The 15331-nt window shown below is 37.0% G+C and carries 9 protein-coding genes; 6 read left to right on the top strand and 3 right to left on the bottom strand.

Annotated elements, in window-relative coordinates:
* Positions 1 to 57: 57 nt before the first annotated feature.
* From MP477_RS05915 to MP477_RS05905, 3 genes are all read right to left on the bottom strand, one after another.
* Positions 58 to 2715: a hypothetical protein gene (locus MP477_RS05915; protein WP_257189580.1), complete on the bottom strand. Its 2658-nt coding sequence runs from the start codon at positions 2713 to 2715 to the stop codon at positions 58 to 60.
* A gap of 193 nt (positions 2716 to 2908) precedes the next feature.
* Positions 2909 to 3700 (bottom strand): DUF2797 domain-containing protein, encoded by a 792-nt coding sequence (locus MP477_RS05910; RefSeq protein ID WP_257189579.1) that lies wholly within the window; start codon positions 3698 to 3700, stop codon positions 2909 to 2911.
* A gap of 37 nt (positions 3701 to 3737) precedes the next feature.
* Complete coding sequence (locus MP477_RS05905; RefSeq protein ID WP_257189578.1) at positions 3738 to 4796, bottom strand: DUF389 domain-containing protein; 1059 nt, start codon at positions 4794 to 4796, stop codon at positions 3738 to 3740.
* 76 nt (positions 4797 to 4872) lie between these two features.
* On the opposite strand from MP477_RS05905, the gene MP477_RS05900 reads away from it, so the two are divergent.
* From MP477_RS05900 to MP477_RS05875, 6 genes are all read left to right on the top strand, one after another.
* Entirely contained in the window at positions 4873 to 5901 is a 1029-nt protein-coding gene (locus MP477_RS05900) for a GDP-mannose 4,6-dehydratase (protein ID WP_257189577.1), read from the top strand.
* Positions 5902 to 6036: 135 nt separating this feature from the next.
* Positions 6037 to 6258 (top strand): DUF2795 domain-containing protein, encoded by a 222-nt coding sequence (locus MP477_RS05895; RefSeq protein WP_002662059.1) that lies wholly within the window; start codon positions 6037 to 6039, stop codon positions 6256 to 6258.
* Positions 6259 to 6379: 121 nt separating this feature from the next.
* Entirely contained in the window at positions 6380 to 9454 is a 3075-nt protein-coding gene (secA, locus tag MP477_RS05890) for a preprotein translocase subunit SecA (protein WP_257189571.1), read from the top strand.
* Between the two features lie 279 nt (positions 9455 to 9733).
* Complete coding sequence (locus MP477_RS05885) at positions 9734 to 11950, top strand: TonB-dependent siderophore receptor (protein ID WP_257189570.1); 2217 nt, start codon at positions 9734 to 9736, stop codon at positions 11948 to 11950.
* Positions 11951 to 11988: 38 nt separating this feature from the next.
* Complete coding sequence (locus MP477_RS05880) at positions 11989 to 13188, top strand: PepSY domain-containing protein (protein WP_257189569.1); 1200 nt, start codon at positions 11989 to 11991, stop codon at positions 13186 to 13188.
* Complete coding sequence (locus MP477_RS05875) at positions 13188 to 15302, top strand: TonB-dependent receptor (protein ID WP_257189568.1); 2115 nt, start codon at positions 13188 to 13190, stop codon at positions 15300 to 15302. Before MP477_RS05880 ends, MP477_RS05875 begins: the two co-directional genes overlap by 1 nt.
* Positions 15303 to 15331: the final 29 nt, after the last annotated feature.

Genomic DNA, 15331 nt, shown 5'->3' with positions numbered 1-15331 from the left:
TTCCATTAATGGGAAAATTCTGTTTTTGTCATGATGATATCGTAATGGTTTAAAAAATTATTCCATTCCAGAACTATCCTTCTTTTTAAAGACATTATGTAAAAATCCTTTCTTTTTCTCACGTTGCGGTTTAGGATCCGGCTGTTTGTCTTTTGAATCTTTGATTTTATTTTTTATTTCTTTAACAGACTGCTTCACGTCTTTCACAGAAGAAACGGCATCCTTCACTGTTTTTTCCGTTTTTTCAACATTCTTACCAATCAATGTTTTTTTCAAACCCAGCTCAATTCCTTTCCAAAAAAGATTAAAAAACGACTTCGTAGGATCTCTTTCTACATTTTCTACCGTCACCGCCTCTGGGAAGCTTCCGGAATTGGATTTTAAGAAAACATTTGCCACAGCCGTGAGGAAGCCTTTCTTTTCATGATTATCTTTGGTAAGAACAGCAATCTTCAGGTCTTTATGTTTTAAATTAAATGTTCCGTGTAATCCAGCCGGATTTCCCTTAAAACTGAAGAGCATTTCCTGAATTGTTCCAGCAGTAGCCGTTACATGAAGATAAGGCCTGATAAACGGATTGATTCCACTTGCAGGAAGATTCGCCGTCCTGCCCGAAATCACAAATCCATCATTCTGATCAGCAACATCAAAGTTCCAGTTCACAGCAAGCGGTGCCAGATTCATAAATGAACAATTGATTTTGATATCAACTTTGGTAGGTTTTCCTTTTGCTTTGGCAGAGTTCAGGTTTTTGACGTTCATATTGAAATTACTGAATATCAGTTTCCCTGGTCCCATACTTTCGGGAGTATCTTCTTCATACACCAAAACAGAGTTCTTCAGGTCCAGATTGGCAATATTCATCGGAATTTTAATGGACCGCAACATCCTGGAATATAAAGCTTTCACTTTAGGGTCATCTTTCGGAATCTTGCTTCTGAAAATATTGGCGTCAGCAGAATGAATGGTTACATGGGATGCATTGATAAATTTCTGGTGAGAGAAAAGATCCCAGCTGCCTTCTGCAATAATCTGCCCTGCTTTCAAATCATAAAGGTCTCTTTCTACAGGAATCATTTTGATAAACTGGGCTCTCGAAATGAGAGGCTTCATTGCAAAATTATTAACCTGGATTTTATTTTTATTTAATTTCAAAAGTCCGAGACTGATATGGTAGAACTGAGTTTTATAAGCCAAATTACGGGTCGTCAGAAAATAATCTTTTACATTCAAAGAAAGTCCCTGATTATTGGGCTTAGGAGTAATTTCTATACCATTTACCGTAGCGTTCAGGTCATGAAATGCCAGCGGCTGTTTTCCTTTATCATAAATAATCTCGGAGTTTTTTAAAGAAACTTTTCTTACAATTACAGAATGGATAATCCCTGGCCCGGGATTTCCAGGTTTTGTATGACTTCCTGCCTTAATTGTTCCGTTTACATTTTCTATAAGGACATCTTTAAGATCCAGCATCAGTTTTCTATCAATAAAATCAAATTTATTAATATTAAATGCAATATGATTGGTTGTTACGTCCATTGTTGTCCGCTCATTTACAGGAGCTGCCGGTGTTAAAACAACATTTCTGATTTCTCCGCTTGTTGGCTTTAAGGCTACGCTTCCTATCTTAATATTCTGATGATTAGAATAGACAATATTTTTTCCGGAAAATGTGAAATCTTTATATCCGAGAGGAATAACCTTTTCAGAAGTTTCTTTAGTGAATACCAGCTGATTAATGCTTAAATTAAGATTTCCGGCAGACAGAAGATTTTTTCCGTCCGGTTTATTAATCTTAACCACAGCATTATTAAGTTTTATATTTTCTAAGTCAACTTCAAAGTTTGATTTCTTTTCGGTCTTATGAGTCTTTATTCCTGTATTATAAACTGTTAAAACAGGATTTTGGAAATCAGCATTGGCAAGAGAAACCTTATTTTTATTTAAAACGACATCTTTAAAATCCATCCTGGGAATGGTAAATTCAAACAACCGCGTTTTCCTGGGATAGAACTTTTTAAACTGATCAAAAGACAGAAGCGGGATCAGCTTAAAGTCTTCTACCGACATCTGGCCGTCTGCTGTGTTAATAGAGTGAATGGTAATTGCATATACTTCATCTGGCCGGAAAAAGAATTTTTGCCCTTTAATACTGTAGCGGTCAAAAACCACGGGCAGCTTGCTCTCTACGGATTCTTCTGTCAACTGTAAGTTTTCTACAAAAAGATCCAGATGCTGTACCGATAAAAATTTTTGCTTGGTAGGTCTGAAAATAGCTATTGTTCCATCATTAATTCTGATGTTTTCAAATAAAAACGGATTTCTCTTTTTCCCTGTTTTTTGTTCAACAGGTTTTGCAAGAACCACATTCAAATTAGGTTTTGCCAACAGCAGATCTGAGGAACTTATCTTTTTATTGAAAATAGCATCATAAATACCAAAACGGCTTATTTTTAAAGTATCAATAGTTCCCTGTAGTCCTATAACATCAGTGTTTTGTGGATTCTTACTGTTTACGGAAAGAGCTGTCGCTAAAATATTTCCTGTACTGAGATCTACATCCAGCGTCTTGTAGGATATCTTATAATCCGTATTCTTTTTAATATAATCGGGAAGCTGGGTCTTAAGCCATATGTTCAGTCCAAAATTCGCGACAAGAAGAACTCCCGCCAAAATCCCCAGACTTATTAATAACTTTTTAATCCATCTTTTCATATTGTGATTTTAGTTTTAGCCTAGCTTAAAGATAAGACTTATTGATGCATCTGCTCTCTTTTTTGAATTCCTGTGCTTATAATAATTAATCCTTGATTCAGAAACACAAACCATTTACCTATAGATTCTTAAGACCAGACAAAATTTATATTGAAACCCTTAGCGGTTTTGCTGGAAAGAGTTTCAATACTATTTATATTCCGAGTTCAATTACATATCCCTCGTGTCCTCTTATATTTATAAAATTACCTCCTTCAAATCCCAGATACTGCCCTTTTATTCCTGTAAGCTTCCCTGCAAACTCCGGCTTTTTATCCAATGTAAACGAAGTTACTTTTTCAGGTTTTTCAAAAGGGTAATCGAATCTCCAGAGATTTTCGCCTTCGCTATAGAATTTTTGAAAGTCTTCGGGGAAATATTCTTTAATTTTCTCTCTGAAATCAGCAAGATCTATCTCATCTTCAAAATCATCCTGAAGCATTTTTCGCCAATTGGTCTTGTCTGCCAGATGATCTTTTAAGGCAACTTCTATCATTCCGGCTTCATAACGGTTCTCTGTTCTTGCAATGGGCAAAGCAAAAGTAGCTCCCTGATCAATCCATCTTGTCGGGATCTGAGTATTTCTTGTCACCCCTACTTTTACATCTCCAGTGTAAGCAAGATACACCGTATGGGGCTGCAGCTGAATTTCTTTTTCTATCTCCAGATCACGTTCTGCTACTCCCAAATGCGCTGTAGAAAGCTCCGGCCGGATAATGGTATCACTGGCATAAGGACTTTCAAAAAAACAATTCTTGCAGAATCCCATTCTATAAATCGCCTTATCCTTGCCACAATTTACACACTGGAATCCGATATGTTTGATGCTTACCTCTTTTCCAAACAATTCATTCATATGGATGAGATCCCCCGAAAGATTGAGGTAGTATTGGATTGGTTTTGCATCATAGCTTGTCATTTTTAAAATTTGCCCTTGAAACTGCATACTTGTTAAGTTTATAAGTAAATATAAAGATTTTAATTTATTTAATTTTATTTTGAGTTTTTAACTGGATCATCTCTTCCTTCAAGGCCGTTATCTGGCTTTGAAGTTTTTGAATTTCGGTATTCTCCGCGCTTTGTATATGGGGTGAATATTGCCATATTAAATGAATGTCTTTAATCAGATCGTTGTGCTCTTCAAGTCTTTTTTTACTGATTGTAACACTGTCATTCAGAAGCGTGATTTTTAAAAAATCCTGTTCATCTTTTTTAAAAGATTCATAATTAATAATAGCCAGCTCAGGATGATTTTCTTTGATACTTTTAATATAATGCTCTGAACGTTCTTTCAATTTTTCTTTTTCCCATTTCTTTTTTGTAAGCACAATACTCGGTAACAAAATAATGATTGAAATTAAGCTGATCAATCCGGAAATTTTACGATTCTGAACCTTATCTTTTTTCCTATAATATTGGGGATAACCTAGCATCAGACTTAGCACCCATGTTCCAACTGCTATAAAAAAGCAGTTGATCAGATAAAAGTAAAAGCCACCCCAAAAATATTCCCAGTTTGCATTGGCTATTCCAAATCCCGCTGTACAAAGAGGCGGAATACATGCTGTAGAGACTGCAACACCAGCAATAACCTTTATTGCTTCTTTTCTTATAATCCCCAGAAACCAGGCCAATCCTCCCAGAAATGCCAAAAAACAATCAAAAATAGTAGCTGTTTTAAAGCTTTCCAGTTGTGATGTTTCTGCATGAAAAGGTGAAATAAAAAAATATAAAGCAGAAGAGCACAGTGCAACAACAATCATTAAAGCCCAATTAATAACCCCTAATTTTATAAGTTTCTTATTTCCTATCGAAAAACCAAAAGACATTCCCACAATTGGTCCCATTAAGGGTGAAATAAGCATAGCACCAATCACTGCGGCCGGGCTGTTGATATTCAGTCCAATACATGCAATTCCCATAGAAATGACAAGAAGCCACAGATTATGTCCACGAAAATAAATTCCCTCCTCTATTTCCTGGAAGGTAAATTCTTCCTCTTCTTCTTTGGGAAGAACAAATAGTTTTTGGAAATTAATCATTATTTTTATTTTCAGACAAAAGTATAAAAACAGCATTCAAGTATTATTAATAAATTTGACAAATAAAAAACAAAGGATGATTTATCTTGTAACAGGAGGAAGCGGCTTTATTGGTTCTCATTTAATTGAACGATTATTAAGAAATGGACATTCTGTCATAAACATTGACAATTTTGATGATTTCTACAGTTATCATGTTAAAATCAAAAATACTTTAGAGTCTATTGGTGTAATTTCTGATTTTGAGTTTTCTGACAAAGAGACCGATATTCAACGTTTGATCAACCTCTCTTATTCTGACACCTATTCACTTTACCATCAGGACATTAGAGATAAAAAAGAACTTGAAAACATTTTTAAACATCATAAAATTGACATGGTAATCCACCTGGCGGCACTTGCAGGTGTTCGTCCTTCCATTGAAAAACCTCTGGAATATGAGGAAGTCAACGTCCGGGGAAGTATGAATCTTTGGGAGCTGTGTAAAGACTTCAATATTAAAAAAATCATTTGTGCATCCTCTTCAAGTGTGTATGGAAATAATGTTAAAATTCCTTTTGCAGAAACAGACAATGTAGACTGCCCTATTTCGCCTTACGCTGCTACGAAGAAATGCGGCGAGGTTTTAGGCCATGTTTACCATGACCTTTATCAGATTGATATGATTCAGCTTAGGTTTTTTACCGTTTACGGACCAAGACAAAGACCGGACCTTGCTATACACAAGTTTACAAAACTTATTGTGGAAAATCAGGAAATTCCTTTTTATGGTGACGGAAATACAGCAAGAGATTATACGTATATTGACGATATTATTGATGGGATTACAAAGTCTGTCTTTTATCTGGAAAACCACTCTGATGTTTATGAGATCGTTAACCTGGGAGAAAACCAGGTGATCACTTTATCTGAAATGGTTGCTACCATAGAAGGAGCACTGGGAATGACTGCCATAAAAAAAAATCTGCCAATGCAGCCGGGGGATGTCACAAAAACAAATGCAGATATTACCAAGGCCAGGGCTTTAATAGGCTATCAGCCAAGCACAGACTTCCAAAATGGCATAAAAAAATTTGTGGAATGGTTTTTGAGAAAACGACATTAGTAAATTGCTGACATCACTGTAACACAGTTTATGACAGGCAATCATCAAAAAAAATTATAAAAAGAATTGAAAATCAAGTATAAAAAAGCTTATTATATAACCTATTTTTATACTTTTGCAAAAAATTAGAAAATTATGTACTGGACATTAGAATTAGCCTCCTATCTAAGTGACGCACCTTGGCCAATGACAAAAGCAGAGCTTATTGACTACGCAATCAGAACTGGTGCACCTATGGAAGTAGTAGAAAACCTTCAGGCCATTGAGGACGAAGGAGAAATTTATGAATCTATCGAGGAAGTCTGGAGTGACTATCCTACTGATGAAGATTTCCTTTGGAACGAGGACGAATATTAATAAAGCGATAAGCTTTAGGCCGCGTGCTTAGAGCTTTTTTGCCCTTTTTATATAGTAACACGATAAGCGTGTCATTTAAAACGCTTAAGACATCTTGTATTAAGCATAAAGCAAAAAATTTATGAGTTTTTTAAACAAAGTTCTTAAAGGGTTTTTGGGAGACAAAAAAGCGCAGGACCTAAAAGAAGTAAAAAAAGTTGTAACAAAAATCAAAGCTGTAGAACCTAACATCCAACAATTAACGGATGATGGGTTGAGACAAAAAACTGCTGAGTTTAAAGAGAATATAAAATCTGCAACCAGTAAGATTACAGCTCAAATAGAACAGATAAAAGAGCAGATAAAGAATTCAACAAATGTTGACGAGAAAGAAGCTCTTTTCTCAAAAATTGAGTCTTTAAAGAAAGAATCATACGAAATTGAAGAGAAAGTTCTTGCTCAGATCCTTCCGGAGGCTTTTGCATTGGTAAAAGAAACGGCAAGAAGATGGGCTGAGAATGGAGAAATTCGTGTAACAGCCAATGACTGGGATAGAGAACTGGCTGCTGCAGGAAAAGATTTTGTAGAAATTCAGGGAGACACAGCTGTTTGGAAAAACTCATGGGATGCTGCCGGAACTCCTGTAGTTTGGGATATGGTCCACTATGATGTTCAGTTTATCGGAGGTATTATTCTTCACGGAGGTAAGATTGCCGAAATGGCAACCGGTGAAGGTAAAACCCTGGTAGGAACATTACCTATTTATTTAAATTCGCTTCCTGAAAGAGGGGTTCACGTAGTAACCGTGAATGACTATCTTGCTAAAAGAGACTCCGCATGGATGGGGCCTCTTTACCAGTTCCACGGAATGTCTATCGACTGTATAGACAACCACCAGCCGAACTCAGACGGAAGAAGAAAAGCATACAACTCAGATATTACCTATGGAACCAATAATGAATTCGGTTTCGATTACCTGAGAGATAATATGGTGGCTTCACCTTCAGAATTGGTACAAAGAGAACTTAACTTTGCTATCGTGGATGAGGTAGACTCTGTATTGGTAGATGATGCCAGAACACCATTGATTATTTCCGGGCCTGTTCCACAAGGAGACAGACAGGAATTTGATGTTTTAAAGCCTTCTATTGACAGAATTGTTGAAGTGCAAAAGAAAACGGTTTCTGCTATTTTTAATGAAGCAAAAAAATTAATTGCTGCAGGAAATACCAAAGAAGGAGGATTCAAATTGCTTCAGGCTTACAGGGGTCTTCCTAAAAACAGACAGTTAATCAAATTCTTATCGGAAAGCGGAAACAGAGCATTGCTTCAGAAAGTGGAAGCTCAGTATATGCAGGATAATAACCGTGACATGCCGATCGTAGATAAAGATCTTTACTTCGTTATTGAAGAGAAGAACAATCAGGTAGACCTTACAGACAAAGGTGTTGAATACATGTCTCAGGGGAACTCTGATGCCAACTTCTTCGTACTTCCTGATATCGGGACTGAAATTGCTGAAGTAGAAGCTAAAAACTTGTCTAAAGAAGAAGAGTTTGAAGCTAAAGAAAAACTTTTCTCTGATTTTGCCGAAAAATCAGAACGTGTACACACGATGAGCCAGCTACTGAAAGCCTATACATTATTTGAAAAAGATGATGAATATGTGGTGATTGACGGTGAGGTAAAAATCGTTGACGAGCAGACAGGCCGTATCATGGAGGGACGCCGTTATTCAGACGGTCTTCACCAGGCCATTGAAGCAAAAGAAAATGTAAAAATTGAGGCAGCAACTCAAACTTTTGCAACCATTACGCTTCAAAACTATTTCCGTATGTACAACAAGCTTACGGGAATGACAGGTACTGCTGAAACAGAGGCGGGTGAGCTTTGGGAAATCTACAAATTAGATGTTGTGGTCATTCCTACCAACCGTCCTATTTTAAGAAATGACAAACAGGATTTAGTTTTCAAAACTAACAGAGAAAAATACAATGCTGTTATTGAAGAAATTGAAAAATTAACCGCAGCAAGAAGACCTGTACTGGTAGGTACAACTTCTGTTGAAATTTCTCAGTTGCTTTCAAAAGCACTTCAGCTAAGAAAAATTCCGCACCAGGTACTGAACGCGAAACTTCATAAGAAAGAAGCTGAGATTGTTGCAGGAGCAGGACAGCCGGGAGTTGTAACCATTGCAACCAACATGGCAGGTCGTGGTACGGATATCAAGCTTACTAAAGAAGTAAAAGAAGCTGGAGGTTTAGCAATTATCGGTACTGAAAGACACGACTCAAGACGTGTTGACAGACAGCTAAGAGGTAGAGCGGGACGTCAGGGAGATCCGGGAAGTTCTCAGTTCTATGTATCTCTTGAAGATAATCTGATGCGTTTATTCGGATCAGAAAGAATTGCTAAAATGATGGACAGAATGGGTCATAAAGATGGTGAGGTGATTCAGCACTCTATGATCAGTAAATCTATCGAAAGAGCTCAGAAAAAAGTAGAAGAAAATAACTTCGGAACCAGAAAGAGGCTTCTTGAATATGATGACGTGATGAACAAACAGCGTGACGTAATCTATAAGAGAAGAAAGAATGCTTTATTCGGAGATCACCTGAAATATGACATCACCAATATGATTTTCGATGTTGCCAATTCTATCGTTACGAAAGGAAAAGCAAATGGAAGTTATAAGGATTTTGAATATGAGATCATCAAAACTTTCACGATGGAATCTCCTGTTTCTGAAAGCGAATTTGGTAACAAAAACATTCAGGATTTAACGAATATCTTGTTCAAAGCTGCTCAGGAAGATTACCAGATGAAGCTGAACCTATTGAAAGAAAAATCATTCCCTATTATTGAGAATGTATATCAAAATCAGGGTTCAATGTTTAAAATGATTCAGGTTCCTTTCACAGACGGCCACAAAACAATGACTATTGTAGCTGATCTTAAAGAAGCTTATGATACTCAGTGTGAGAGTCTGGTTACTGATTTTGAGAAGAACATTACCCTGTCTCTTATTGATGAAAACTGGAAACTTCACCTTCGTGAGATGGATGATTTGAGAAGATCTTCCCAAGGAGCTGTTTACGAGCAGAAAGATCCGCTTGTAATTTATAAGCAAGAGTCCTTCCACTTATTCAGTGAGATGATTGACAAATTAAACAAAGAAATTATTTCTTTCTTATACAAAGGAGAAATTCCAGCGTAAGAAATAATTCATACTATTATAAAAAATCCGCTTCAGCTTTGTCTGGAGCGGTTTTTTTTATGTGAATATCATCATTATATGACAAATATCAATCATTTAATTTATTTAGAACAGTTAAAAATAATATATTTGCAGAAAATTTGACTTTCATGAAAAATGTACTGATCTGTGCTTCTGATAGGTAACAGCAATCCGCAAAGACTCATCAATACAGTAGGAATTATTACTTATAAATTCAAATTCATAATTATTTTTTCAAAACACTGAGGTTTATCAACAATGAAGAAACTAACAATAGGAGCCGCTCTGTTAACTACAATATTAACTTTTGCGCAGGAAAAAAAGGATACTATCAAGTCTAATGATATTGAAGAAGTTGTTGTCAACGGAAAATATTATAAAAAATATGTAGAAAAGCAAGGCTCACCTTCTCTTCGACTGGATGAAGCACTTATCAAAATCCCTCAAAACATATCTATCATCACCAACAAAGCCCTGGAAGATCAGCAGGTTACCACTTTAAGTGATGGTGTTCTGAGAAATGTTGCGGGAGCACAAAGATTGGAACATTGGGGAGATATGTATACAAGAGTCAATATGAGAGGGTCCAGAGCTGCAGCCTTTATGAATGGAGTTAATGTAACTTCAACATGGGGACCACTCAGTGAGGATATGAGCTACGTAGACCATATTGAATTTATCAAAGGTCCTTCCGGATTCTTGATGTCCAATGGAGAACCTAGCGGTATCTATAATATTGTGACGAAAAAACCAACAGGAAACTCTTTAAACGGAACAGCAAGAGTTACGTTGGGAAGCTTCAATATGTACCGGGGAGAAACCGATATTGATACTAAAATTACAGATAAAGTAGCTTTTAGACTGAATTTAATGGCTCAGAATAAAAAAAGTTTCAGAGACTATGAATTCAATGACCGATACATCATTAACCCTTCATTAAAGGTAAAACTTTCTGAAAATACTACCTTAACAGCAGAATATATTTATCAGAAAGCAAAAATGTCTGAAGTAGGTTCTGCTTATGTATTCAGTTTCCAGGGATATAAGGCAAAACCGGTAGGATATACACTTACTGATCCTGGTATTGACCCAACAAAAGTTGATAACAATACCATAAACATCAATTTACAGCACAAATTTAACGAAAACTGGAAGCTAACTTCACAACTGACGTATGTGAATGAATATACCATGGGAAGTGATCTTTGGCCAAGTATGTTCGAAGGAAATTATATGATCCGTCGTTTAAATTATTGGGAAGCAGATAATACCATGAAATTTGGGCAGGTCTTCTTAAACGGATCTGTAAAAACAGGAGTTGTTTCCCATAAAATTTTGGCAGGCCTTGATCTGGGAAGCAAAAAATATATGGCAGACTGGTCTCAAGGCTATAATCTAGATAAATACAATGCTAACGGAGATTTCGATGCAAACACTAATCCTGTTGCCGATCATAACTATTGGTACAATGTCAATACTAATAACTACGACATCAATACGAATGGAAATCTAGCCTATTCCGGTCCCAATAATACAAAAGCCTATAAGTCTTTTGACAAAAGCACTCCTCTTTCTGTAAGAGCGGGAGCCGGGAGTACCATAGACCAGAATTATACAGGTTTATATTTACAGGATGAGTTAGGATTCTTAGATGATAAATTAAGATTGACCCTTGCTGCCCGTTATACGAATGTGAAAGAAACTAACTATGGAACAAAATCTGAAGCCAACAGAATTACTCCCCGTATCGGACTAAGCTATTCTGTTGATGAAAATATGTCAGCATATGTTTTATATGATCAGGCTTTTGTACCACAGGCAGGTTTATTCAGAGACGGAACAACAGCAACTCCTTTAACAGGTGACAATATTGAAGTAGGTATAAAAAAAGACTGGTTCGGAGGAAAATGGAATGCGACGGTCTCATTATACAATATCAATAAAAATAATGAAATCACAGGCGATCCGGATCTGACAGATAATCCAAATGGAAAATATTCTATTCTTCTTGGAAAAACAAGAGTACAGGGGGTAGAATTCGATCTGAAGGGTGAAATTGTAAAAGGATTCAATGCTATTTTTAACTACGCCTTTACAGAAAATAAATTTACTGAGACAACAGCAACCAGAACGAAGGGAGACCGAGTTCCGGGATATGCAAAACATACGGCAAACGGTTGGCTGAACTATACCTTTAGTGACAATATCCTTGAAGGTTTTGGATTAAGCTTTGGAGGAACCTATATGGCAGACAGAAGCAGCTGGGATTGGGGAGGTACAAACACCCTGCAAATGGCAGATTATGTAAAATTTGATGCCGGAGCTTCATGGGAGAATTCTAAATTCAGAATCAACCTGAACGTATTTAACGTTTTCAACAGATATCTATATTCAGGATCACCTTATGCAGGGTATTACTATTATCAGGCAGATGCCCCTAGAAATTTCAGACTATCAATAGGATATAAATTTTAAAAATTAAGGTTAACCCTCTGGAGGGTTAACTTTTTGCTATGAAGAAAAAGCATCATAAAAAGAAGGTTTCTTCAACAAAGAAATGGTCTGCCAAACTGCATTTGTGGTTTGGCTTATCCGTTGGTATTATTGTTTTCATTGTTTCTCTCTCGGGAACATTATATGTTTTTAAGGATGAAATTCAGAATAGTCTCCGTAAGGAAGCCATTTATATAAAGAATGTTGATGCCGGAAAAAAACCTTTATCAATCAATCTTCTTCGTGAGAAACTGAGCTTAGAACTCCATGAAAAACATCCAATAAGTGCTGTTGAAATTCCCCTGGACAAAAATAAATCCTACCGTTTTTTCTATTATGAGAAAAGTAAAAAAGGCTGGAATTATTTCCAGCAGGTTCTCATCAGCAAGCAAGTCTATGTCAATCAGTACACCGGGCAAATTCTTGCGGTATATAATGAAAAATATGATGTCTTCACTATTCTGAAATACATTCACTGGAGTCTTTTGCTCAATTCTGAATGGGGCCCGTATATGGTAGGAATTCCCACAGTACTTTTCATTATCATGCTGATTACAGGAATCATTTTATGGTGGCCTAAAAACAAAAACGCAAGAAAAGGACGCTTTTGGTTCAACTGGAAAAATATAAAAAACTGGAAACGAAAGAACTATGACCTTCACAATGTATTGGGGTTCTATGCTTCATTCATTGCATTATTACTAAGCATTACCGGAATTTACTTTGCCTATCCTTACGTAAAAAACGTTTTTAACTTTGCGTTATCCGGATCGGTGAACCTGCCTAAAGAAAAAGAAATCAAGTCTCCGGATTCGTTAATGGCGAAAAATGAGAATATTTTTGATCTTGCAGCAGCACAAACAGAAAAATTATATTCAGGATCAGCCAGCTTCAGAATTTCTTTAAACGGAAAAAACAAAAAAGGAAAGGAACTTAAAAACTTACCCGTTACCATTTACGGACAAGAGGGACGGTTTAGTGAAAGAAGCCTGCTCACCTTTGATAAATACTCAGGAAAACTACTAGCCGATAGACCTCATCAAAAACTGACCATTGCCGAAAAATATTCCAATGCCAATTATGATATTCATACCGGATCTTATTTCGGAATCGTTGGAAAAATCATCTGGTTTATTGCCGGGCTCATGTGTACATCACTCCCTGTTACCGGATTTCTGGTATGGTGGGGAAAAAGAAAGAAACAAGGAAAGAAAATATAATGAAAAAAGCGCTTTTATCCGCTGCCTGCTTAGGAACAACAACCGTTTTTGCCCAGGTTAAAGATAGTTTACAAACCAAAAACGTTGATGAGGTCGTGATGACTGCTTCAAGGAAGAAGGAGAACATTAAAGAGGTTCCCAGCTCCATTACTGTTGTTGCAGAAAAGCAGATCCAGTCTCAGCTGACCGTCAATTCAGATATTACAAGTATCCTTCAGTATACCGTTCCAAGTTTAGGAACCAATTCGGGGCAAACTTCCAACACAGGACAGACATTAAGAGGGCGCCAGGTATTGGTATTAATCGATGGAATTCCACAGTCTACTCCACTTCGGAACGGGGCAAGAGATTTAAGAGTGATTGATCCGTCAGCGATTGAAAGAATTGAAGTGATAAAAGGGGCATCCTCCATCTATGGAAATGGTGCAGACGGTGGTATCATCAATTATATTACAAAAAGAAGTAAAACGGATAAAAAGATTTCCGGAATCTCGCAGATCGGTATTACGGGACAGCCTTATGGAGGGACTTTAGGCGTAAGAGCCAGCCAGCTTTTAACAGGAAAAGTCAGCAAATTTGATTACACTCTATCACTGGCCTATGAAAAAACGGGCTATATGAAAGATGGGGACGGTGTTATGCTAAGCCCAACTTACAGTACTGCCAAAATGGATAACTACAACGGGATGCTGAAGCTTGGCTATGACATCAATGACAATCAGAGAATTGAAGCATCATATATCGGCTATTCATCAAGATCAAATCTTAATTTAGGATTAAAGACAGGTGTTTACGGAATTGAGCCTACCATTGGACAAGGAGAAGGAAAAAGCCTGGAAACAACGCCTCAGGGAACGCCAAAAAACCACAATATCAGGGTAAGCTATGACAATAAGAACTTATTTGCCGGAACAGCCTTAAATATTAATCTTTATTACCAGGATTTTAAAACGGTTTACGGATACAGCGATACGTTTTTTAATGGAGGGCAATCCAATGTTATTTCTAAAAAAGCAGGCGCCCGGTTTAATTTTGATACACAGCTTTGGAATTCTCAAAATTCTCAGGGAGAGATTATGTATGGGGCTGATATTTTAAATGATCAGACCGTACAAAAGCTGGAAGACGGACGTTTCTGGACTCCCAACATGAATATGACCAATATTGCGCCTTTCCTTTTGGTAAAAATTGATCTGCTTAAAAAGCTAACCATTAAAGGAGGTCTTCGCTATGAAAACATCAAAGTTAATGTAGATGACTTCAATACCCTCTCTGTTGTTAAAAACGACGGAACATTTACCAAAAGTATTCCTGTAAACGGGGGGAAGCTAAGCTATAATGCCTTAGTGGGAAATATAGGTCTCCGCTATAATATTGAACCTTATATCAATCTTTTCGGAAGCTTTTCACAGGCCTACTCTATCAATGAGCTGGGAAGAATTCTAAGAACCTCAACTTCTGAGACGATTCAAAATCTTGAAACAAAACCCATCATTGTTAATAATTACGAGCTGGGGGCAACAGGACAGCTTTCCAGCTGGCTTAATTATGAGCTTACGTCCTACGTAAGTACCTCGAAACTGGGAGCAACCTTTGTACAGAGTGCGGACAGAGCCCTAACCATTAAAAGGGCTCCCGAAGTAATTTATGGGGTGGAAGGTTTTTTACATTTTACGCCTGTCAAATGGCTTCAGTTCGGAGGAAGCTATAGCTGGATGGAAGGTATTACTTCTCCGGACGACAATGGAGATTATTCTGCAAAAATCAACAACAGCAGAATTTCAGCACCCAAAGTACTGGCGTATGCTCAGGTAAGGCCTATTCCGACATTATCTATCGGGGTAGATATGCTACATTCATTTAGGCAGAACAGATTTGAGCTCAATGCAAAAACAGGGCTATATGCTTATGGGGAAGGATATGTTCCGGACTACACTGTTTTTAACTTAAAATCAAGCTACGAGGTAAACAACAACTGGAAGGTATCTTTAGGAGTTGAAAATATTCTCAACAGAGTTTACCAGCCATCAATTGCCTGGTGGGCAGCCAGAGACAGTGATTTCACCAATTCTTTGGGAGCAAGAAGAACTCTCATGATTGAATATAAATTTTAATTAAACTAAATAAAACTAAAACATATCTT

The sequence above is a fragment of the Chryseobacterium sp. WG23 genome, from assembly GCF_024586575.1.
In the GTDB taxonomy this organism is placed as follows: Bacteria; Bacteroidota; Bacteroidia; order Flavobacteriales; family Weeksellaceae; genus Chryseobacterium.
Note: the sequence above shows the minus strand (reverse complement) of the source record. Positions and strands in the feature narration are given on the sequence as shown.